This is a genomic window from Fibrella aestuarina BUZ 2 (assembly GCF_000331105.1).
GTDB lineage: Bacteria > Bacteroidota > Bacteroidia > Cytophagales > Spirosomataceae > Fibrella > Fibrella aestuarina.
Genome location: NC_020054.1, coordinates 5,737,611 through 5,757,485, shown reverse-complemented (window position 1 = coordinate 5,757,485; position 19,875 = coordinate 5,737,611). Strand labels below are relative to the sequence as shown.

The following is a 19,875-nucleotide window of genomic DNA, read 5'->3' as shown; positions in this document are numbered from 1 at the left end:
GGGCCTATCCGCGAGGAATAGCCTTTGTGTGCGTGCAACTGCCAGGTGCGTAGGTGCATACTGATGATAATCAATTGCTTGAATGATAAACCATAACCCGCAAATTGAACCCGCTATGGCAAAGGAACTGTCGACCGAAGAGCGCGACGAACTGATTAAAGTAGTAAAAGCTCGTTTCGAGAAAAATAAGCAGCGCCATGCGGGCATCGATTGGGCTGACGTTCAGGCAAGGCTGGAAGCCAAACCGGAAAAGCTGTGGGCGCTTCAGGCGATGGAAGATACCGGCGGTGAACCCGACGTGGTTGCCTATGACGCCAGCACGGGCGAATACGTCTTTTACGACTGCTCGGCCGAAAGCCCCACGGGTCGCCGCAGCCTCTGCTACGACCACGACGCGCTGGAAGCGAGAAAAGACGATAAGCCCGACAATAGCGCCGTGGAGATGGCCGCTGAGCTAGGCATCGACCTGCTGACGGAAGCCCAATACCGGGAATTACAAACGCTTGGCCAATTCGACGCGAAAACATCGAGCTGGCTGCAAACGCCCCCCGCGATCCGACAACTTGGTGGCGCGCTCTTTGCCGATTTTCGCTACAATACCGTCTTCGTGTACCACAACGGGGCGTCGTCGTACTACGCCGCCCGGGCATTTCGGGGTTCACTGCGGGTTTGATAGCAGCCACTAACAAGCAAACAGGGTACGTCCTGTACGTTTGGTGGTTTGCTTTGCGTGGGCATCGACAAACGGCCCCGTCCTTTAGCCGACGGCTCACGCGGTCCCTATTCCCCAGACCGCACAGACCCTATTACCCAACTGAATTGGAAACGATCGCTGTCTAAACCGGCTTTAGTCCGTATGCGCTTATCGTCGACGAGTATCATACTGAAGCGGATCGCCTGGCTGGGCTATCTGGGACTGGTTGGGGTGGCCTGCCAGCCCGACGCCCCAGCGCAATTTGCCTTCGCCCCCACCATCACCGTCTTTGCGTCGGAACCTGATGCCAAGCCAGCGCAGCCCAACCAGCCTCCGGGCCACGTACCTGAAGGCATGGTTTACGTACCCGGCGGCTACACGCACATCGGCTCGGAGGAGGGGCTGGAGCAGGAGAAGCCCACCTTCTGGGTGTTGGTCAAACCGTTTTTCATGGATCAGCACGAGGTGACGGTTGGGCAGTTTCGGGCGTTTGTGCAGGCCACGGGCTACAAGACGCAGGCCGAAGGATTTGGCGATGGCGGCGTTTTCAACGATACCACCAAGGAATGGGAGTTGGTCAAAGGCACCAACTGGCAGTACCCGTATGGCCCCAAGGCAGGCCCCGCCGCCGACAACATGCCTGTGACGCAGGTGTCGTGGAACGATGCGCAGGCCTACGCCAACTGGGCGGGTAAGCGCCTGCCGCACGAGATCGAGTGGGAGCACGCCGCCCGTAACGCAACTAACAGCCAGACGCTCTACCCCTTCGGCAATAACCTGACCCAAGACGGCAAGTGGCTGGCGAACACTTGGAACGGCAAATTCCCCGACCACGACGCCGTGAGCGATGGGTTTCACCGGGCCGCGCCCGTGGGTACGTTCGGTCCATCGCCCATTGGCCTGGCCGATATGTCAGGCAACGTGTGGGAATGGTGCGAGAATCCTAAAGTGGCGTATACCGACTGGCTGAACCAAACGCCGCCCCGCATCACCGAGGCTACCGAGCGGGTGCAACGGGGCGGCTCGTTCCTGTGCGAACCGGGTTGGTGCCACGGCTACCGGGTGTCGGGGCGGTCGGGCAGCACGGCCGAAACGGCGCTGATGCACGTAGGTTTCCGCTGCGTCAAAGACCTCTGATCAGCGCGTCAGCGTAATCGTCGTGACGGAGCGGGCGGCCAGCATGAGCGTACCGAGCGAGGGCGTGCGTTTGCGTAGATCGGCCGTGTCGGTGGTTTCGTAGACGGCCACCTGCCCCGGCTGTCGGCTCAACCCTTCCAGCCGAAGAGCGCGGGCGTCGCCGGGGTTGGCGATAACCACCACGAACTGTTTGCCGTTTTCGCTGCGGTACGCCGATACCAGCGGGCCGTTAGCGAGGCTGTCAGGTACGTTGGTGCTGGCGGCGATGCGCACCATGCCCGGCCGCACAAACCGGGCATAGTTGCCCAGTGCCCAGAGGGTCTTGGAGGCCAGCACGTCGCCGTCGAGTTGATTCGGGCCGTTTTCGCCCATCTTACCGCCGTTTTCCAGGTACACCAGCCCGTCCTTGTAGTTGTTGGCACTGATCGACAGCCACCACTGCCACGAAGTCGCGTTGGCCAGCGTCAGGTCGGCGTGGATCACGCGCGCCACGTAGAGGGCGGTGGTCATGCCCAGGTCGCGCCCGCCGCCGTCGATCTCGCCCGCGTTGTCGCCCAGTACGCAATACTCCGACTGCCAGAAACCGACGCCCACCTGCTTGAGTTTCGCGCCCAGCTGCTGCCGCACCGATCGCAGCTGACTCGGTGGGGAGGTGGTAAAATAGCTGTGCCCGCAGACCAGTTTCTCCACGTTGGGCAGATCACCGATGTAGGCGGGGCTGCCGGGCGAAAAGAACGCCTCGGCTACATTGTCCTGCCCCGTCTGGCTTCGGTTGGTGCCGCTTTGCGAGAGGTAGTTGAGCTGCCCGGCCTCGCCCAGCGTCAGGCGGGTGCGCAGGTTGCGGGTGCTTAGTTCGCGGCTGAGGGCGCGGGTCAGTTCTGCCATGTCGGCGTTGGTGGCGGGGGTGCCTTCCTGCGTGGCCATTTTCTGCCCTTTCTTAATACCCCAATCCCACTGCGGTTCGTTGAACGGGCTCAAGTACTGCATGGAAAGCCCCTTTTTGTCGAAATGCTGCGCGACATCAGCCAGAAACCGGGCGTAGTCACCCAGACGCTGCCGGTTAAAATTGTAGTCGCCCAACGTACCCGAGGCGTAGGCTTTGCCGTTGGCCGTAAACTGCACCGGGGGCGAATTGGTGAAGCCGAGCAGGTAAGGCACCTTGCGCCGGTGGGCCGCTTCCATAAACCACTGTTGCCCGGCCTGTTTGGTCCAGTCATACGAGCCATCGGGCCGCTGAAAACACTCCGACCGGCGCCAGGGGCTGCGGATACCGCTCGAATCGCCCTGCTCGGTGCTGCCCGCACCAATGTTGAACCGCCACATCGACAGGCCGATGCCTTTGGGGTTCCCCGCCCGATCGACGTCCAGACTGAAAAGCCAGTCGGCCACTTGTTCGCGCTTGGCCAGCGGGTAGTTTTTACCCACAAACTGCGCCGACCAGCAGTCCGATGCGCCGAAACTGTGCATGGTCTGGTAGGTCTGGCTCGGGTCAAGTCGAACCACTAACTGAGCTGACGCGGCTGGTTGGGCTAGCCCGAAACGGCTGAGGATGAGCAGACAGCCGAGACTAAGCAGGCGGGAGGTGTATCGTTGAGTCATGCAGAATAAGTGAACGAGAAGGCGTTAGTTGCCGTAATTGGGTTGAAACAGCGGCGACGGAACATGAGCTTCGGCCATATACCGACGCATCGTAGCCACCACGTCGGGGTGCTGAGCGGCCACGTTGGTTTGCTCGCCGATGTCCCGGCTGAGGTCGAACAGAAAAAAGGTCTCTTGCCCTCGCCTGGGTTCCAGACTCACGGCCTTCCACGAGCCACTGCGCACGGCCCGGCTGAAGCCCCGCTCCATAAATTCCCAGTAAAGGTAGGGGTGCGTGGGCTGGCCTTTCTGCCCCAGCAGCGTCGGCACGAAGGAAAGGCCATCAATGCGGGCGGGCGGCGGTATGTTGGCCAGCTCGCAGAACGTGGGGAGGAGATCGTAAAACGCCCCCACGAACGCCGTGGTCGACCCCGCTTTGACGTGGCCGGGCCAGCGGACGATGAAGGGCGTGCGGATGCCCCCGTCGAACAGGTCGCGCTTGACACCCCGCAGTGGCCCCGAGCTTTGCATATAGCTTACGTCGTCCTGGGTACGTCCGCCCTCGATGTGCGTGCCATTGTCGGAGGCAAACAGCACGAGCGTGTTGTTGGCCAGTCCTTTCTGGTCGAGTTTGGCCAGCACCTGCCCCACATACCCGTCGATCTGCGAGACCATGGCGGCATAGGCGGCTTTGGGTTCGGGCTGCTCGCCATAATGCCGACCCGCCGGCCAGGGTTTTTCGGGCTGAAACCGGCTTTTTCCGGTCGCGTCCCGGTACTGATTCAGGTAGGTGTCGGGCGTGTGCAACTCGGCATGGGGGAGGGTGAAGGCCAAGTACAGCAGAAACGGTTTCGTCGTTTGCCGATCCAGAAACGCCAGCGCCTGTTGCGTGAACGCATCGTTGTTGTACGACCCGGCGGGCTGCTCGACCTTCACGGTGGCGCCATCGCTGATTTGCCACAAGAACGGGTGTTGCTGAAAATGGGCCTCCTCGTGGTTGACGTGGCCGAAGAAGGCATCCCAGCCTTTGCGATGCGGCGCGCCCTCGGTATCGGGCATGCCCAAGCCCCATTTGCCAAACATGCCGGTGGTATAGTTGGCCTTTTTGAGCAGCTCGGGAATCACGACGTCTTCCTGCCGGAGGGGTTTTTCGCCGTTGCCCCGAATCTGGGTATGCCCCGTGTGCTGCCCCGTCATCAGCGCACAACGCGAGGGCGCGCAGACCGTGCTGCCCGTGTAAAAATCGGTGAAGCGCATCCCCTGTGCCGCCATGCGGTTGAGGTTGGGCGTCTGGATGAGCGCAGGCCCGGCGCTGGCGGCCCGGTAGCAGCCCACGTCGCCGTAGCCCATGTCGTCGGCCAGGATGACGATGAGGTTTGGTGGCGTTCTGATGGCCGATGCCGTCGTTTTTACGGACGAACACTGTTGGAAAAGGCCCAGTCCAAACCCCGCTAGTAGCAGCGCGAACCCTAATGCTTTCATACTCAACGGCTAAACGTAAGCCAAACCTGGCTGCGCTTATAAAAGCAGCCGACCGCCAATCCCTACGGATGGGTTAGGATCGCCGGGTACGTTCGGGTCGGCACGTGGCCCCCCGTTTATTGGCATTCCGGCCCCTTTTGGCAGTGGCGATGGGGTTGTAGGTTTGTACCCGTAAACAACAAATCAACTCAACATGCGTACGCTCAACTTGCAGGTACAGGTAACGGTCGATGGCTTCATGGCCGGACCCAACGGTGAAATGGATTGGATGACCTTTCCCTGGACCGACGACATTGGTCAGTATGTGACCGCGCTATCAGCGCCGGTCGACACCATTCTGCTGGGGCGTAAGCTGGCGGAGGGCTTTATTCCCCACTGGGCAGCTCACCCCGACGAGCCCGGTGCCGACCTGTTCAACAACGCGCCCAAAGTCGTGTTCACCAAAACGCTCGACGCCTCGCCCTGGCCCAATGCGCGCCTGGCCAACGGCGACCTGGCTACCGAAATCAACGCGCTCAAAAGCCAGCCCGGCGGCGACCTGATCACCTATGGCGGGGGCACGTTCGTGGCGTCGTTGATTCGGGCGGGCCTGATCGACAACCTGCACCTGTTTGTTAACCCGGCCGCTATCGGCAACGGCATGCCGGTGTTTGGCGGGCTGGACACCACACAGGCGCTGACCCTGATGAAGGCTGTAGCGTTTGATTGCGGTATCGTGGTGTTGCACTATCAGCCCAAACGAAGCGAATAGAGCAGGAACGTACCCAGAATACGCCACAAGCCCCATTGGCAGCGCAGGCCCTGTGCTGCCAATGGGGCTACTCTCATAGCCATAAACCATGTCGTTCTACACCGATCAACTAACTAAACTGACCGAACAACTCTACGCCAACGCTGACCAGACAGCGCGCGTAGTGCGGGCGCGGCGGTTTATCGACACCCACTTCGCCGAGCCCCTGACGCTGGTCGACATAGCCGCTGCGGCCTGTTGTTCGCCCTATCATTTTAGCCGGGAGTTTAAACGCCACTATGGCCTGACGCCGCTGCACTACCTGACCGACAAACGCATGGCCGAAGCCCGGCGGCTGCTGAACGCCAACCGGCCTGTAGCAGAGGTGTGCGGGGCCGTTGGCTACGAGAGCCTGGGTACGTTCAGTACGCTGGTAAAAAAGCGGATGGGGCAGTCGCCAGGTACGTTGAAAAGAGCAAGAATGAAGAAGTAAAAGTGGGATGGGTGCCGCAATTTTGCCCAAAACAGACCATTCCCATGCGCATTGACGTAACAAGCCTACTGGTCGCTGATCAGGCCAGGGCGCTTGCTTTTTACACCGACATTCTGGGCTTTCAGAAAAAACGGGACATCCCGCTCGGCGATGCCAGCTGGCTCACGGTTGTCTCGCCCGACCGGCCCGACGGCGTTGAATTACTGCTGGAACCCACCCGCTTCGAGCCCGCCCAAACGTTCCAGAAAGCCCTGTACGATGCGGGTATCCCCCTGACGGTCTTCGCCGTAGACGACGTGCAGCGCGACTATGAACGGCTGCTGGGGCTCGGGGTGGTATTCAGCGTGCCGCCCACGCAGATGGGTCCGGTCCGGCTGGCCGTTTTCGACGACACCTGCGGCAACCGCATTCAACTCGCCCAAACGCTGTAATTCTCAGCCAACGACCCAGCCAGCAGTACTAGCCGGGTCGTTGGCTGAGGGTTACGGAGCCGCTTAGTTTTTTTCGGCCAGTTGGATCGCCGCGTTTTTCTGAGCGATGTCGTTGTGGATTTTCGGTACCGTTTTCAGGTATTCGTAGATGGCGCCCACTTCGCGTTCCGACAGGCCCATCTTGGGCTCCATCGGGTAGCGGAGGATGCTGCCGTCGGGCCGTACGCCGTTGCGAACGGCGCGGATAAACTGCTCTTTGGTGTATGTTTTGCCAATTCCCGTCTGTTCATCAAACGTCAGGTTGGCTGTGACCACCTTCTGGCCGCCCTCGCCGACCATCTCGATCCCCCCGCCATAATAGCCTTTGGTCTTGCTCGGCGTCACCTTGTCCTGATCGATGAGATCGGCCGAATGGCAGGCATAGCAATCGCCGAAAGCATCGGCCGTGTATTTGCCAAACGCGACCAGGTCGTTGGTGTCGGGCCGTGCAATGACCGTTTGCGGGTAGGGGAGGGGCTTCATCAGGGTATGCGTCAGCAGCGTCGTCACAAAGCTCGGCTCCGAGGGCTGCGGCTCCTGCGCCGTGGCCTGCACCGGGAACCGATCGGAGCGCAGCCAGGCTACCACCGATAGCAGGTCTTCGTCGGCCAGATTGGGGTATTGCGGCATCACGGGTGCATACGAACCGTCGCGCCGGATGCCCGTCCGTAGGAAATAGAGCAGTTCGCCGTCGGTCCAGTTGCCGATGCCGTGGACCTTATCCTGCGTGATGTTTTTGGAGTAAATCTTACCGAACAGCGGCGGTATTTCGGCCATGTATTTGCCCGTCAGGCGGTTTTCCTGGTTGGCGTGGCAGCTCATGCACTGAATGCTGGCGATCGCTTCGCCCCGCGCCACGCGGGCAGGCGTTACCTCGACCGAGAGGGCGGGCGTGGCGGGCGGGTCGTAGGTGGGTATGCCCGTGAGGGCCACATAGGCGCAGAAACTAGCCACCAGCAGCACCACCCCGCCCAGCGCGAGGCCGACGGTCTTCATCACTTTTTTCATTGTCGTAGTTGTTGTTTGAGGAGTTACGACGTAAAACTCGCCGGGCAACGGGACCGGGCCAATGCCAAACCGGCTGAACCGACAAAAGCCCTTCATGAAGCGTCATGGCGGGCTGGCTGAACCGGTGGGTACGTGGCTTACTGGGCAGGTGGGTCGATAAGCGGCAGGGTCACCACAAATTGGCCGTCGGCTTCCTCGATCACCGGCACCGGCTGCCCCAGCATCTGGTATTTGACCAGAATGTTGCTCAGTCCCACGCCGTTGCTCAGCACTCTCACCTGGCGGCGCTGTAGCGTGTTCTGTACCACCAGTTGCGCTTGTGGCGTGGTGTAGATGCCAATGACCAGCGGGGCGTCAGCCAGAATGGCGTTGTGCTTGACCGCATTTTCCACCAGCAGTTGCAGCGTCAGCGGCGGGATCAGGTGGTTTCGGTAGCGGTCATCGATGTGCATCTGAAGCTGAATGCCCTGGGTGTAGCGCGTCTGGAGCAGGTGATAATACGAATCCATAAACTGGAGTTCGTTGTCGAGCGCCGTCAGCTCCTGCGCGTTGGTCTGGAGGATGTAGCGGTATACGCTGGCCAGCTCATCCACAAAGGCCTCGGCCTGCGCCGGGGCTTCGGCAATGAGCGACGACAGGGAGTTGAGTGAATTGAACAGGAAGTGCGGGTTGAGGTGGGCCTGCAACGCCCGCATCTGTACCTCCAGCATCTCCTGTTGCAACTGCTGCACGGCCAGCCGGCTTTCGAGCTGTTCGCGGTGGCGGTTCTGGCGCTCCTGTTCCAGTTCCTGGGCAATCAGCGCGCTCGTGACGGCCGCCTGCCGCTGCCGGTAGTTGAGACCCAGCCCAAAGCAAAGCAGCTCGCCCAGAATGCCCAGCTGAAACCAGAACAGGGGCGCGTGCCAGCACGGCGCGTCGTCGGGCGTGGTGGGGTACACAAACGTCAGCACCATGGACGCCAGCGCGCCCACCACCAGAAACAGCGAGCCTGTCACGAAATAGCGGGTAGCCGTGGTGCGGAGCCGAAACAGGTTGGCAATGCCGACGATCGCCAGCACGGCCAACAGCACCCGCATGCCCGTGTGCACCCCGTTGAAACGGCCGGGCTGCCAGACGGTGCTGATAAAAAGCGCCCAGGCCTGAACCGCGAGGTAAAGAATAATCAGGGTCTTGGCCAGCTGAAACAACCGCAGGAGCCGAGGTAGCCGCCGACGTACCTGGATGAAGGCATCGGCAAAGTCGAAATAAATAAAATACCCTATTGACGGCACGCAGGCCTTGATAAACAGCGTAATCGGCCCCGACAACAACGCGCTGACAACCGGCATGCGCGCCCCGAAAAAGATGAGCCAGACCAGCATGTAGAGCGTGTAAAGCCCATAAATGCGCTCCCGGTAGATCGACCATTGAACCACATTCAACAGTAGCATCGAGACAATCATGCCAACGAACAGATCATTCCAGGTTTCGAAGGTCATGCCGGGGAGCGGGTTTGGTGAGACAGAGCAGACGCCATAAAACGATATTATACCAAACCGCAGGGGTAGCCACTAACTGGCCACCCCTGCGGTTTGGTCGGGTCAGAAAACGGGCTAGACAGCTTTCCAGGTGATGATGGTCGTGAGCGACTGCCCGTCCTCCACCATCGTGGCTTTCACTTTCAATACCTTGGTGGTGGCTTCCAGCACGGTCCATTCGGAGGCCGTACCGTCGTCGCCGTCGATGATTTTCAGCTTCTTGGTGGCCTCGTTGTAGGTCCAGGTGCCGGGTTTGCCGGGGGCGGGTTCATCGTCGCATCTGAGGGCGCCGCTATCGCCCGACATGGCGCCACCTTTTTCAAATTTAACGGTATCGTCGCGGTCGCAGGGGCGCAGGAAGACCAGCAGGTCTTTATCGATGTCCCCGTCGCCGTCGAGGTCCATGGGTGGGTCAAGTTCAAAGCTGGCCATCTGCCAGCGAATACCGACAAACGCGGCGGTTGGTGTGCCGGGGTTGCCGGTATCCGGGTTGGGCACAACATCCGATTCTCCCTTCTTACAGGCGGTTACCGAAACCAGCAGGCCGAGCAAAAAAGGGAGGGCAGAGCGAAAGAAACGTGTCATGGGTGTACTTGTTGTTTGGTTGAAAAATTGGCTTGGTTCCCGACCCGACGGCCGGTTGGTCGGGGCTTGTCGTCCGACGGGACAAAGGTGAGCCCACCACGCCCCCTCACGGAAGCACAGCCTGTAGGAAGTGTCGTTTCAGCCCGCTCAAGCGGCAGAAATGAGGGATTAAGTGGGAAGAGAAGGGCGCGTTGGTCCCAAAAGGGTGGGCGCTAAACGCTAATCATCAACTGTTCCGGTTCACCCCGGTGCTTTGTCGGTTCAGGTGGGGTTTAGGCGGCTTCAACCCGATGGGGATTGGGCATTTGCTGGCGTCGGGGCATCTTGACCAGATTATGACTTACCTATGAACTAGTGCTTGTGAATTCGCTCAATGACATACGACTCAGGCTGCTGGGGCCGCCCGCCCTGTTCCTGTTCGGAACCATCTTTTTTCGGCTGAACTGGTACTTCGAGCTGTCGGCGCGCGACATCATCAAGTCGAACCTGATTGCCCTGGGGGCAGGTTACCTGTGCTGGGAGGTAACCAGGCGGGTAGTGCTGGGCATTCAGCAGCGATACCCCGGTCTCAACCAGACCAAAACGCGCTTTGGCTGGCTGTTGCTGGCCTTGCCCGTGCTGGTCAACTTTGCCTGGCTGGTACGGCAACTGGCGCATCTGGCGGCCGACAACCGGGCCTGGTACTGGCCCAACCCCGCCGATTACACCTATTCGCTCGGCATCCAGATTTTCTACCACTGCGTGTACATGGTGGTCTACGAAGGGGGCTACGTGCTGCGGCAGTGGCGACAGAGTTACGTCGAGATCGAGACCCTGAAAAAAGCCAACCTGCAAAGCCAGCTCGACTCGCTCAAAAACCAGATCAACCCGCATTTTCTGTTCAACAACCTTAATTCGCTCTCGTCGCTCATCAGCGAGAACCCGAAACAGGCCGAAGCCTTCGTCGATGAGATCAGCACGGTCTATCGCTACATGCTGCGCAGCAACGAGTCGGACCTGACGACGTTGCGGCACGAACTGTCGTTTATCGATTCGTATTTTCATCTGCTTAAAACGCGCTATACCGATGGCATCGAGCTGTATGTGTCGGTGCCCGAACCCGAGCAGACGTACCTGATCCCGCCGCTCACGTTACAGGTGCTGGTCGAAAACGCCGTGCGGCACAACATCATGCTGGCCGGGCAACCGCTACAGATCGAGATTCTGGTGCGCGAGGGTAAGCTGGTGGTGCGCAACAACCTGCAACGCAAGCCCGGCCGGCCCGACTCCAGCCAACTGGGGCTGGTAAACATCGCCACCAAGTACCGCCTGCTGGGCGAGGGGGGCATCGACATCCGCGAAGACGACGATACCTTCAGCGTGGCGTTACCGTTGCTGTCGCCCGAACGAGCGGGGCCGCCCGGTACCGAAACGGCCCCGTCTGGCCACTAGCCGTTTCACCGGATAAACGAGCCGGTTCAACGCTATTTTTACCCCGTTCGCCCGCTTGCTGCTGGACCCCGCCCCTAATTGAGCTTACTTTTAATCCGCTAACCGTTGACCATGCTCATCCGAGCCCAAGCCACAAAGTCATGCTAAACGTATTTATTGTCGAAGACGAAGATCTGGCCGTTCGTAAACTGACCAAGCTGTTGCAGGAAGTGGACCCGTCGATCGTGGTTATGGGCACCGCCGCCAGCGTGCGCACCGCCGTCAACTGGTTGCAGCAAAACCACACATCGGGCGATCCGGCACCCGATCTGATCCTGATGGATATTGAACTGGCCGACGGACAGAGCTTCGATATTTTTGAACAGACGCCCGTGGAGTCGCCCGTGATTTTCACCACCTCCTACGACGAATACGCCCTGAAAGCCTTCAAGGTCAACAGCATCGACTACCTGCTCAAACCCATCAAACGGCGCGACCTGGAAGCCAGCCTGGAAAAACACCACCGGCTGCGTAGCCTCAACCCCACCGCACCTCCCTCAGCCGACGCCGGGCGCGTGTCGATCGACGTGCTGGTGCAGCAACTGCGGCAGCAGATTCAGCCCACCGACTACCGCAAGCGGTTTCTGGTGCGTCACCTGCAACAGTGGGTGCCAGTGGAGGTCTCCGACGTGGCTTATTTTTATTCCGAAGACGGTGTGAGCCTGTTTCGCACCAACGCCAACCAGAAATACTCGCTCGACTACACCCTCGACGAACTCGAAGCCATGCTCGATCCGTCGCAGTTTTTTCGGGCTAACCGCCAGTTTATCATCGACATCAACTCGGTGCAGCAGATCCACCCGTATTTCAATAACAAGTTGAAACTGACGCTGAAACCCGCCCCCACCGATGAGGTGATCGTGAGTCGCGAACGGGCGACCGACTTCAAAAAATGGATGGGTAAGTAGACCCGCTACTCACTTTAATTAACATTGAGTGGTTGAGCGGGTTCGTCTGTAAGACGACATAGGTTTCCTGACTGTGTCGGTTCCAAGCGTATGCTGGCTGACTATGATTTGCTTACCAACGAAGGCCAACACCCTCGTTTCCTCTTCGACCAAACCGATCCTGTCCCGGCGCTGCGCGTGTCGGTGATCGTGCCCGTTCGCAACGAAGCCGAGGCCATTGCGCACACGCTCGATGCGCTGCGGCTGCAACGTACCTGTGCGGGCCACCGGCTCGACCCCAACAGTTACGAGGTATTGGTGCTGACCAATAACTGCACCGATGATTCCTACGCGCAGGTACGTCGGTATCAGCAGCAGTATCCCGCTTTCAGATTACATGTGGTTGATATTCAGTTGCCCCCCGAGCGGGCTCATATCGGTACGGTACGGCGGCTACTGATGGACGAAGCCTGCCGCCGTCTGTTGCAGGCGGGTCACCCACAGGGCGTAATCGCCTCGACCGATGGTGATACGCTGGTCGATTCACACTGGATTGCGCAGATTGTGGCCGAAATCGAGGCGGGTAATGATGCCGTTGGCGGCCGGATTCTGACCCTGCGTGACGACAGCCCGGCTCGGTTACCTCACCTGCGCGACGCCACCTACCGCTGCTTGCTGGCCCGCGCCGAAGCCCAGATCGACCCCTGCCAGCACGACCCCTGGCCGCGGCATTTTCAGCATTTTGGGGCCAGTCTGGCCGTGACCTGCCAGGCCTACGTGCGGGCGGGCCGCTTGCCGGTGGTGCGGTACCTGGAAGACGATGCCTTTTTCAAAGCCCTACAGCGCATCGACGCCAAGGTGCGCAAGAGCCCGCAGGTACGTGTCTACACGTCGGCGCGGTTGCAGGGGCGGGTCGAGGTGGGGTTGTCGTGGCAATTGCAGCAATGGACCAGCCAGCGGCAGGCAGGCTGCTGCCAGTTGGTCGAAGATCCGGCTGTGTCGATGGCGCGCTTTCAACTCCGGCGCGACCTGCGCGACGCCTGGCAACACCGGTTTGAGCCGAGCAGTCTGGTGCGGTTACGCCCAATGGCCGAACGGCTGCGGGTCACGACGGGCTGGCTCATGGCGCGCATGGCCACCAGTACCTATTTTGGTCAGCTTTGGGAACAGGCCGACGCCCAGTTTGCCCAACTGCCACACCCCGCCCCCATACCCATCACCGAAGCCATCCGGCAGTTGAGACTGGTAAAGAGCGAAAGCGAAAGAGATAGAGAGTGAAATAGTGAAAGGGCTGACGCAGGCACAATAGACGCGTCAGCCCTTTCACTCTTTATCTCTTTCACTCTTTCTGCAACAGGTCCAGCCGGTATTTTTCGTGGCGTTGGTTGAGCAGGTGGCGAAACGGCTTGCCTTCGCCAGCGAGCTCCATAAACGTGTCGTGGACCTGATCACCGGTGAGCGGGTAGTCGGGCACTTCGGGCGTCCAGTGCACCAGCAACAATTGCCCACCCGGTTCCAGATGATCAAGTATCAGTTGCCGCGCTTTCAGCAGGTCGGGCATCGACCAGTAATAGCCTACTTCCGAGACCACAATCAGGTCAAACGATTCGTTGGGGAAGGTGCCGGGCACGGCCAGATTCTCGACACGTACCTGCGGACTGCCGGCGAGTCGTTGCCGGGCCTGCCGGAGCGCCGCCTCACTCACATCGACCGACAGCAGCCGGCGACAGCGGCTGGCTAGATGCTGGGTTAGCACGCCGATGGAACAGCCAATCTCGAAGGCGGATTCATAAATAGGATTGGGCAGAGCGGCGAGCGTGGCGGCGTATTTGTCGCGCTCATACGGGCTGGTCGTAAACTGCCATGGATCGTCATTGGCGGCATAGACACCATCAAAATAATCAGTACCCAGGGTGGTTTTCTCTGTATTCATGATGAAGGGAATTTGTGGTCATGTATGGTCATTTGTTGTCATTGGGCTGCGCCGTCATTTGTGGTCATTACTTGTTTTTTTACCATGAATGACGCCGAAGGCAAGTGACAATGAATGACGGCGCAGCCCAATGACCATCAATGACCATCAATGACCATCAATGACTTTTTCGACAAACAATTCATACGGCATATCGAAGTGGCTGAGCAACTCGGGCGATAGATAAAACGCCGACGGGTCGTCGTTGATCAGCCGCGTCACCTGCGACTGATGCGCCTGAATGGCCCGATTTTTCTGTTCGACCGCCGTGTGAATATCAATCTTCAGGACGATGCGCTCATTAGGTTTAGGCAGATCGTCGGGGCGCCCCAACTCCCAGAGCCAGATCAGGTATTCCAGCACGCGGGGCCTGGTAGGAACGGCTTTCAGCGCCTCGTCCAGCAGCTGGTAGGTGGCCCGGTGGTCGGGGTGGGGGTCACGTTCGTAAGGTACCAGCACCGTCGTTGGCCGAAACGACTGAATTTGTTCGGCTAACGCTGCGGCCTGTTCGTTGAATCCCGGCGCGCCAGCTACGGGTACAGCCCGGTCGGGTAGGCGCAAAAACGTACTCATCGCCTCGGGTATGCCCAGCTCAACCAGCGCCGCCCGGGCTTCTGCTTCGCGCAGGTCACGCAGGCGGTCGGCTGGGTACGTTGGCGAGTTGGGGTGCGACTGCGTACCATCGCTCACAAAAACCACGTGGACGGGGTAGTCGGCCTGCCGCAACAGCGCCAGCGTACCACCACACCCCAGCGATTCATCGTCGGGATGGGGAGCCAGCACCAGCGTTTTGCCCAGCGCTCGTGCATCGATGGGCAGCGGGTCTTCGTGTAAGTAATTGGCCAGGGAATGGGTCATCAGCAAAAAGCAGGCGCCGGGCGTGAACGTAGCCGCCCCTAGCACCTGACGGATTTAGGCCCACAGCCGGTGGGTTGGGGCGGATTGTTGACTAACGTAGGTGCCGATGTCGGCCAGGGTCGCATCGGGCGCGGGCTGCCGCAAATACATGGTCAGGTCGCGGTGGATTCGCTCAAAGGGGAGGGGGCGCAGTAGCCCGCGAGCCCCAACGGAGCGTTCGGCCAACTGCATCACCTTCAGGCAGATTTCCTCGATGGCCGTGCGGGTCATGTTAGCATAGGCGACGATCCGGCTGGCGCTATCGGCCTCGCCCGCTCGCAACCAGGCGTCGTTGTTGGTCCCGGCGGCGTTGAGCCACTGGTTACCCGATTCGATGCGGTAGGCCATTTCGGCGAGCCGCGTTTTCTGAAACACATCGTCGGTGCGGCCCATCGAGCGGAGCATGTCGCGGGTGGCTTCGAGCAGGGCTTCGGCCCCGCCCAGTTGCACGGCGGCAAACCGGATGGCCCCACCGCTGAAATACGGTTGGCGGAAATAATCGCCCGGCTGCCCCAGCAGATCGCTTTCGTCGAGTTCGACGCCCGTAAAGTCGAGTTTGAAGCTGGCCGACGCCCGCATGCCGAGTGGCTTCCAGAACCGGTCGTCCTGCCCGATTACCTTGGCGTGCTCGGTCGGAACGATGCACATCTGCCAGCCCCGTCGTCCGTCGCTGGTCGGGCCGGACAGCAGTTCGCCCGTGATCAGCGGCCGCGTAATCCAGCCCGCCCCCGAGCAGAACGTTTTATGGCCTTCGAGCGCGTAGCGGCCCCCGCCCAGCGCGTGGATACGTACCCCGTCGTCGGCCTGCGTGTTCCAGACACTAAACAGCGCGCCACGTTGTACGTCGGCCTGCCAGCGCCGGTGCTGCTCGGCGTTGCCGAACAGGTGAGCCAGCAATAGGGCATTGATATGGCCTTCATACACCCGCCCAACGGCCAGATTCGCCGCGCCGATGCGCTTCAGCAGGTGCAACAACTGGGCCGTATGCTGGCCGTGGTTGTCGAGCGGCTGGCCGGGCAGGGTTGCCGCCAACAACCCCGACTCGGCCAGTAGCTGAAAAGCTTCTTCGGGGAAAGCCCCCTCTTCATCGGTATCGGGCGCCAGATCGGCGATGGTTGCTACTACGGATGCCAGGGCGTCGGGCGTGCTGTGCCAGTAGCTGGATTGGGGTGGCACGAGTGGTTGGCCCACTTTTGATGGTCGTTCGTCAGTAATCATAACAGGGTTAACTGGCTGGGCGACCAGCAGCCTAAAGGGCCGCCCTGCGTACATACGATCATAACCAATCGACCCGAAAAACGCCCGGAAAAAAGATTAAACGGGAAGGTCGCGGCGGCGGGCTGTTAGCTCAGAAAGAAAACGCCGGATGCAGGCCTGCATCCAATGGCCACAACTCAGCTTATGACTAATAAACCATTGCTTTGGAGCCTGTTGGGCGTGGGGGCGGCGCTCGCGGTTCGGCATGTTCAGCGCACCAACCGCCGCTTCGACTTTTCGGGGAAAACGGTCGTCGTCACAGGCGGCGCCCGCGGCCTGGGACTCGTGCTGGCCCGGCAACTGGCGCAGGAAGGAGCCCGGCTGGCGATCTGCTCACGTACCCAGCATCAGCTCGACGCGGCCGCGGCCGAACTCCGTGCCTACAACGTACCGGTGCTGGCCTACCGCTGCGATCTGACCGACGCCAACCAACGCGAAGCCTTTTTCACGACCGTGCGCAACACGGTGGGCCCCGTCGACGTGCTCATCAACAATGCCGGCGTCATTCTGGCGGGGCCCTACGCCAACACCACCGACGCCGATTTTGAGGAAGCCATGAACATCAACTTCTGGGCTGCCTACCACACCTGCAATGCCGTGCTGCCCGACATGCAACGCCGCCGGTCGGGTCGGATTGTCAATGTCGCTTCGTTTGGGGGGAAAGTGTCGGTGCCGCATCTGTTGCCGTATTCGGCCAGCAAGTTTGCCCTGGTGGGGTATTCAGAAGGGCTACGGGCTGAAGTGGCCCGCGATAACGTGTTTGTTACGACCATTTGCCCCGGCCTGATCCGCACGGGTAGCCCGCGGCAGGCGCTGGTTCGCGGGCAACACGAAAAAGAATACGCCTGGTTCAAGATCGGCGATTCGCTGCCGGGGCTGGCCGTCAGTGCCGAATCGGTTGCGGCGGAAATCATCGACGCCTGCCGCTATGGCGAGGCCGAGCGAATAATTTCGATTCCCGCTAAACTGGCCGGCGCTATTCATGGCCTGTTGCCCGGTCTGGTCGCCGATGTGTCGTCGTGGGTGAACACGCTCCTGCCCGACCCGGCCCCCGACGGTCACGCTAACCCCCGCCGGATGGGCAAAAAGTTGGAAACGCCCATTACGCAGAGCCTCCTAACCGTACTGACCGACGAAGCTGCCGCGCAGAACAACGAGTATTGATCAGAATGAGGAGTATTGAAAGTTTAAACCTATAAGGTCCTGGACGGGGGCCGCGCGGCGTACCGACCCAGCCCTTATAGGTTTGGTTTCGATGCCTACTGCTCCAATACACCCAGCCAACGGCCGTAGGCGTCCTGGTAGGCCTGTTGAGCGCGCATGTCGGGTTCGAGGGTGCGCACCACGCGCAGGCCGCTGAACGCTTCGTCGCGGTTGGCGTAATGGCCCAGGCCGAGGCCGGCCCCACGGGCGGCTCCCTGCGCCCCATCCGTGTTGTAGAGCTCGACGGTCGTGCCCGTCAGGTTGGTGAACGTGGTGGCGAAAAGCGGGCTCAGGAACATATTGGCCTCACCCGCGCGCACGGTTTTCAGACCAACGCCCACCTGCTCCATCACCCGGATGCCGTAATACAGGGCAAAGACGATGCCTTCCTGTGCCGCCCGCAGCATGTGCGGCAGCCCGTGCCGGTTCAGGTTCAGGCCCGAGAAGGAAGCCCCCTGGTCACGGTTTTCAAGCACGCGCTCGGCCCCGTTGCCAAAGGGCAGGCAGGCGAGCCCGTCGGCCCCAACGGGGGCTTTCTGCGCCAGCTCGTTCATCTGCGCGTAGGAAAGTTGGCCCTGAAACAACGTATTACGCAGCCAGCTATTCAGGATGCCCGTGCCGTTGACGCACAGCAGCACACCGTAACGCGGGGCCTCGGCCGTGTGGTTGACGTGCAGAAACGTATTCACCCGCGATTGCGGATCAAACTGCGCCTTGTCGCTGACCCCATACACCACCCCCGACGTACCTGCCGTGGCGGCAATCTCGCCCGGTTCCAATATGTTGAGCGATAGGGCATTGTTGGGTTGATCGCCCGCCCGGTACGTTACCGGCGTACCTTCGGCCAGGCCCAGCTCGCCCGCGGCGGTGGCAGTGAGTTCACCCTGCAGGCCAAACGTGGGGCGCAGGGGAGGCATCAGCGAGGGCGCAAATCCGTAATACTGCATCAGAAACTCGGCGGGGCGGTTTTCCAGGAAATCCCAGAGAATCCCTTCCGACAGGCCCGATGCCGTCGTGACGACCTCACCCGTCAGGCGAGCGGCGAGGTAGTCGCCGGGGAGCATGAAGTGGGCTACGTTGGCATACACGTCGGGCTGATTCTCTTTCACCCAGGCCAGTTTAGCGGCCGTAAAGTTGCCCGGCGAGTTCAGCAGGTGGCTCAGCACGCGGTCGTGGCCGAGGGCTTCCAGCGCGCGGTTGCCGTAAGGAACAGCCCGGCTGTCGCACCAGATAATGGCGGGGCGCAGCACGTTCAGTTGCGCATCGGTCACCACCAGCCCGTGCATCTGGTACGAAATCCCGATCGCTTTGACGTCGGCAGCGGCGGCTCCGGCGGCGCTCATCACGGCCCGTACGGCTTTGGTGGCGTTTTGCCACCACAAATCGGGCTGCTGTTCGGCGAAGCCCGGCTGAGGGGCGTCCATCGCCATTTCGGTTTCGGGAAAGAAGGCCGACGCCACCGCCGAATTGGTATCGGCGTTCAGCAGGCAGGCTTTAACAGACGAGCTGCCCAGATCAAGTCCAAGAAAATACATAGTGAGTTGCGGTCATTAAGTGCCACTGGCTTGCCGTCTTTTGTTGTTTTTCAATCATTGACAACGAATGACCACGCGTGACAGCGAAGCGAATGCTCAATAAATCGTAATTTCGGCAGACTTTACCTATGCACACACACAAGCAAGCCGTTTTTATTGGGGATGTTCATGGTCGCCACCACTGGGAGAGCGTCGTGAAAACCTGGCTCGAACCCGCCGATCAGATCGTCTTTCTGGGCGACTACTTCGATAGTCATGATCTGAACATGACCACGTATCGGATCGAAAGTAACTTCCGTAACATTCTGAAGCTGAAGCGCCAACACCCTGATAAGGTGCGCCTGCATCTGGGCAACCACGATTTCTATTACCTCTACAATAACCCCAACTACATTGGGTCGGGGTATCATGAAGAGGTGGCTCCCGCCTGGCATCATCTGCTGGTTAAAAACCTTGATTTGTTCCGGCTGACGTCGCGCTTCGACAGCACGCTGGCGAGTCATGCGGGTTTTACCAACTGGTGGTTCAACGAGTTCAAGAAGACCTACGAGCAACGTACCCGGCAGACGTTCGATACCGATAATCTGGTGCCGGTGCTGAATAGCTTCCTGACGCAGAAAGTCCCTGACCCGCTCACCGACCTGATCGCCACGGTTGGCCTGAAACGGGGCGGGGTGTCGCCCTCGGGTGGCCCCATCTGGTGCGATCAGCGCGAGCTGGAACTCGACCCACTCAAAGGCTTCAATCAGACGGTCGGCCATACGCCGCAAATGGGCGGTCAGTACACGCAAAGCCTGTGCACCGGCGGCGAATGGCTCACGTTCAACGACATCGGCGAGTCGCCCATCCGCCAGCCGTTCGTGCTACTTTACAACAACGCAGATTGATAGAAGGGGTCATTGGGCTACGCCGTCATTGATGGTCATTGATTGTTTTTACAACGAATGACCATCAATGACG

The 19,875-nt window shown here is 60.1% G+C and carries 19 protein-coding genes; 10 read left to right on the top strand and 9 right to left on the bottom strand.

The features are described from left to right. The first annotated feature begins 115 nt into the window (after nt 1-115). Nucleotides 116-673, top strand: coding sequence for a DUF4256 domain-containing protein (locus FAES_RS23855; protein WP_041258341.1), 558 nt, complete (start codon nt 116-118; stop codon nt 671-673). Between the two features lie 183 nt (nt 674-856). Next, nucleotides 857-1,831 (top strand): formylglycine-generating enzyme family protein, encoded by a 975-nt coding sequence (locus tag FAES_RS23850; protein WP_015333761.1) that lies wholly within the window; start codon nt 857-859, stop codon nt 1,829-1,831. Here the strand turns inward: FAES_RS23850 and FAES_RS23845 are convergent, their stop codons facing one another. After that, on the bottom strand, nt 1,832-3,430 hold the full coding sequence (locus FAES_RS23845; protein ID WP_015333760.1) for a glycoside hydrolase: 1,599 nt from the start codon (nt 3,428-3,430) through the stop codon (nt 1,832-1,834). A 24-nt stretch (nt 3,431-3,454) separates the two neighbouring features. After that, on the bottom strand, nt 3,455-4,891 hold the full coding sequence (locus tag FAES_RS23840; RefSeq protein WP_015333759.1) for an arylsulfatase: 1,437 nt from the start codon (nt 4,889-4,891) through the stop codon (nt 3,455-3,457). Nucleotides 4,892-5,084: 193 nt separating this feature from the next. Here FAES_RS23840 and FAES_RS23835 point away from each other — a divergent pair, with 193 nt between their 5' ends. From FAES_RS23835 to FAES_RS23825, 3 genes are all read left to right on the top strand, one after another. Continuing rightward, nucleotides 5,085-5,642, top strand: coding sequence for a dihydrofolate reductase family protein (locus tag FAES_RS23835; RefSeq protein ID WP_015333758.1), 558 nt, complete (start codon nt 5,085-5,087; stop codon nt 5,640-5,642). Nucleotides 5,643-5,730: 88 nt separating this feature from the next. After that, a complete protein-coding gene (locus tag FAES_RS23830; RefSeq protein ID WP_015333756.1) occupies nt 5,731-6,114 on the top strand; it encodes a helix-turn-helix domain-containing protein in 384 nt (127 codons plus the stop codon). A gap of 44 nt (nt 6,115-6,158) precedes the next feature. Next, the gene (locus FAES_RS23825; protein ID WP_015333755.1) at nt 6,159-6,545 is read left to right on the top strand and encodes a VOC family protein; all 387 of its coding nucleotides are present in this window, start codon (nt 6,159-6,161) and stop codon (nt 6,543-6,545) included. Nucleotides 6,546-6,608: 63 nt separating this feature from the next. On the opposite strand, the gene FAES_RS23820 is transcribed toward FAES_RS23825, so the two are convergent. From FAES_RS23820 to FAES_RS23810, 3 genes are all read right to left on the bottom strand, one after another. Further along, the gene (locus tag FAES_RS23820) at nt 6,609-7,592 is read right to left on the bottom strand and encodes a c-type cytochrome (protein WP_041258340.1); all 984 of its coding nucleotides are present in this window, start codon (nt 7,590-7,592) and stop codon (nt 6,609-6,611) included. Nucleotides 7,593-7,729: 137 nt separating this feature from the next. Continuing rightward, a complete protein-coding gene (locus tag FAES_RS23815) occupies nt 7,730-9,070 on the bottom strand; it encodes a sensor histidine kinase (protein WP_015333753.1) in 1,341 nt (446 codons plus the stop codon). Between the two features lie 114 nt (nt 9,071-9,184). Next, nucleotides 9,185-9,694, bottom strand: a complete 510-nt coding sequence (locus FAES_RS23810; protein WP_015333752.1) for a hypothetical protein — start codon at nt 9,692-9,694, stop codon at nt 9,185-9,187. 360 nt (nt 9,695-10,054) lie between these two features. On the opposite strand from FAES_RS23810, the gene FAES_RS23805 reads away from it, so the two are divergent. From FAES_RS23805 to FAES_RS23795, 3 genes are all read left to right on the top strand, one after another. Further along, nucleotides 10,055-11,125, top strand: coding sequence for a sensor histidine kinase (locus tag FAES_RS23805; RefSeq protein WP_051054274.1), 1,071 nt, complete (start codon nt 10,055-10,057; stop codon nt 11,123-11,125). Between the two features lie 140 nt (nt 11,126-11,265). After that, nucleotides 11,266-12,072 carry a LytR/AlgR family response regulator transcription factor gene (locus FAES_RS23800; RefSeq protein ID WP_015333750.1) on the top strand — a complete coding sequence of 269 codons (807 nt, stop codon included), beginning with the start codon at nt 11,266-11,268 and terminating at the stop codon, nt 12,070-12,072. A gap of 90 nt (nt 12,073-12,162) precedes the next feature. Further along, the gene (locus FAES_RS23795; protein WP_015333749.1) at nt 12,163-13,329 is read left to right on the top strand and encodes a glycosyltransferase family 2 protein; all 1,167 of its coding nucleotides are present in this window, start codon (nt 12,163-12,165) and stop codon (nt 13,327-13,329) included. A 61-nt stretch (nt 13,330-13,390) separates the two neighbouring features. Here the strand turns inward: FAES_RS23795 and FAES_RS23790 are convergent, their stop codons facing one another. From FAES_RS23790 to FAES_RS23780, 3 genes are all read right to left on the bottom strand, one after another. Next, entirely contained in the window at nt 13,391-13,984 is a 594-nt protein-coding gene (locus FAES_RS23790; RefSeq protein WP_015333748.1) for a class I SAM-dependent DNA methyltransferase, read from the bottom strand. 147 nt (nt 13,985-14,131) lie between these two features. Then, a complete protein-coding gene (locus FAES_RS23785) occupies nt 14,132-14,881 on the bottom strand; it encodes a PIG-L deacetylase family protein (RefSeq protein WP_015333747.1) in 750 nt (249 codons plus the stop codon). Nucleotides 14,882-14,935: 54 nt separating this feature from the next. Beyond that, a complete protein-coding gene (locus FAES_RS23780; protein ID WP_148289441.1) occupies nt 14,936-16,138 on the bottom strand; it encodes an acyl-CoA dehydrogenase family protein in 1,203 nt (400 codons plus the stop codon). A 183-nt stretch (nt 16,139-16,321) separates the two neighbouring features. Here FAES_RS23780 and FAES_RS23775 point away from each other — a divergent pair, with 183 nt between their 5' ends. Next, a complete protein-coding gene (locus tag FAES_RS23775; RefSeq protein ID WP_041258339.1) occupies nt 16,322-17,341 on the top strand; it encodes an SDR family NAD(P)-dependent oxidoreductase in 1,020 nt (339 codons plus the stop codon). Between the two features lie 95 nt (nt 17,342-17,436). Here FAES_RS23775 and FAES_RS23770 read toward each other — a convergent pair whose 3' ends face one another. Continuing rightward, entirely contained in the window at nt 17,437-18,915 is a 1,479-nt protein-coding gene (locus tag FAES_RS23770) for a xylulokinase (RefSeq protein WP_015333744.1), read from the bottom strand. Nucleotides 18,916-19,043: 128 nt separating this feature from the next. On the opposite strand from FAES_RS23770, the gene FAES_RS23765 reads away from it, so the two are divergent. After that, nucleotides 19,044-19,802: a metallophosphoesterase gene (locus tag FAES_RS23765; protein WP_015333743.1), complete on the top strand. Its 759-nt coding sequence runs from the start codon at nt 19,044-19,046 to the stop codon at nt 19,800-19,802. Nucleotides 19,803-19,875 lie beyond the last annotated feature (73 nt).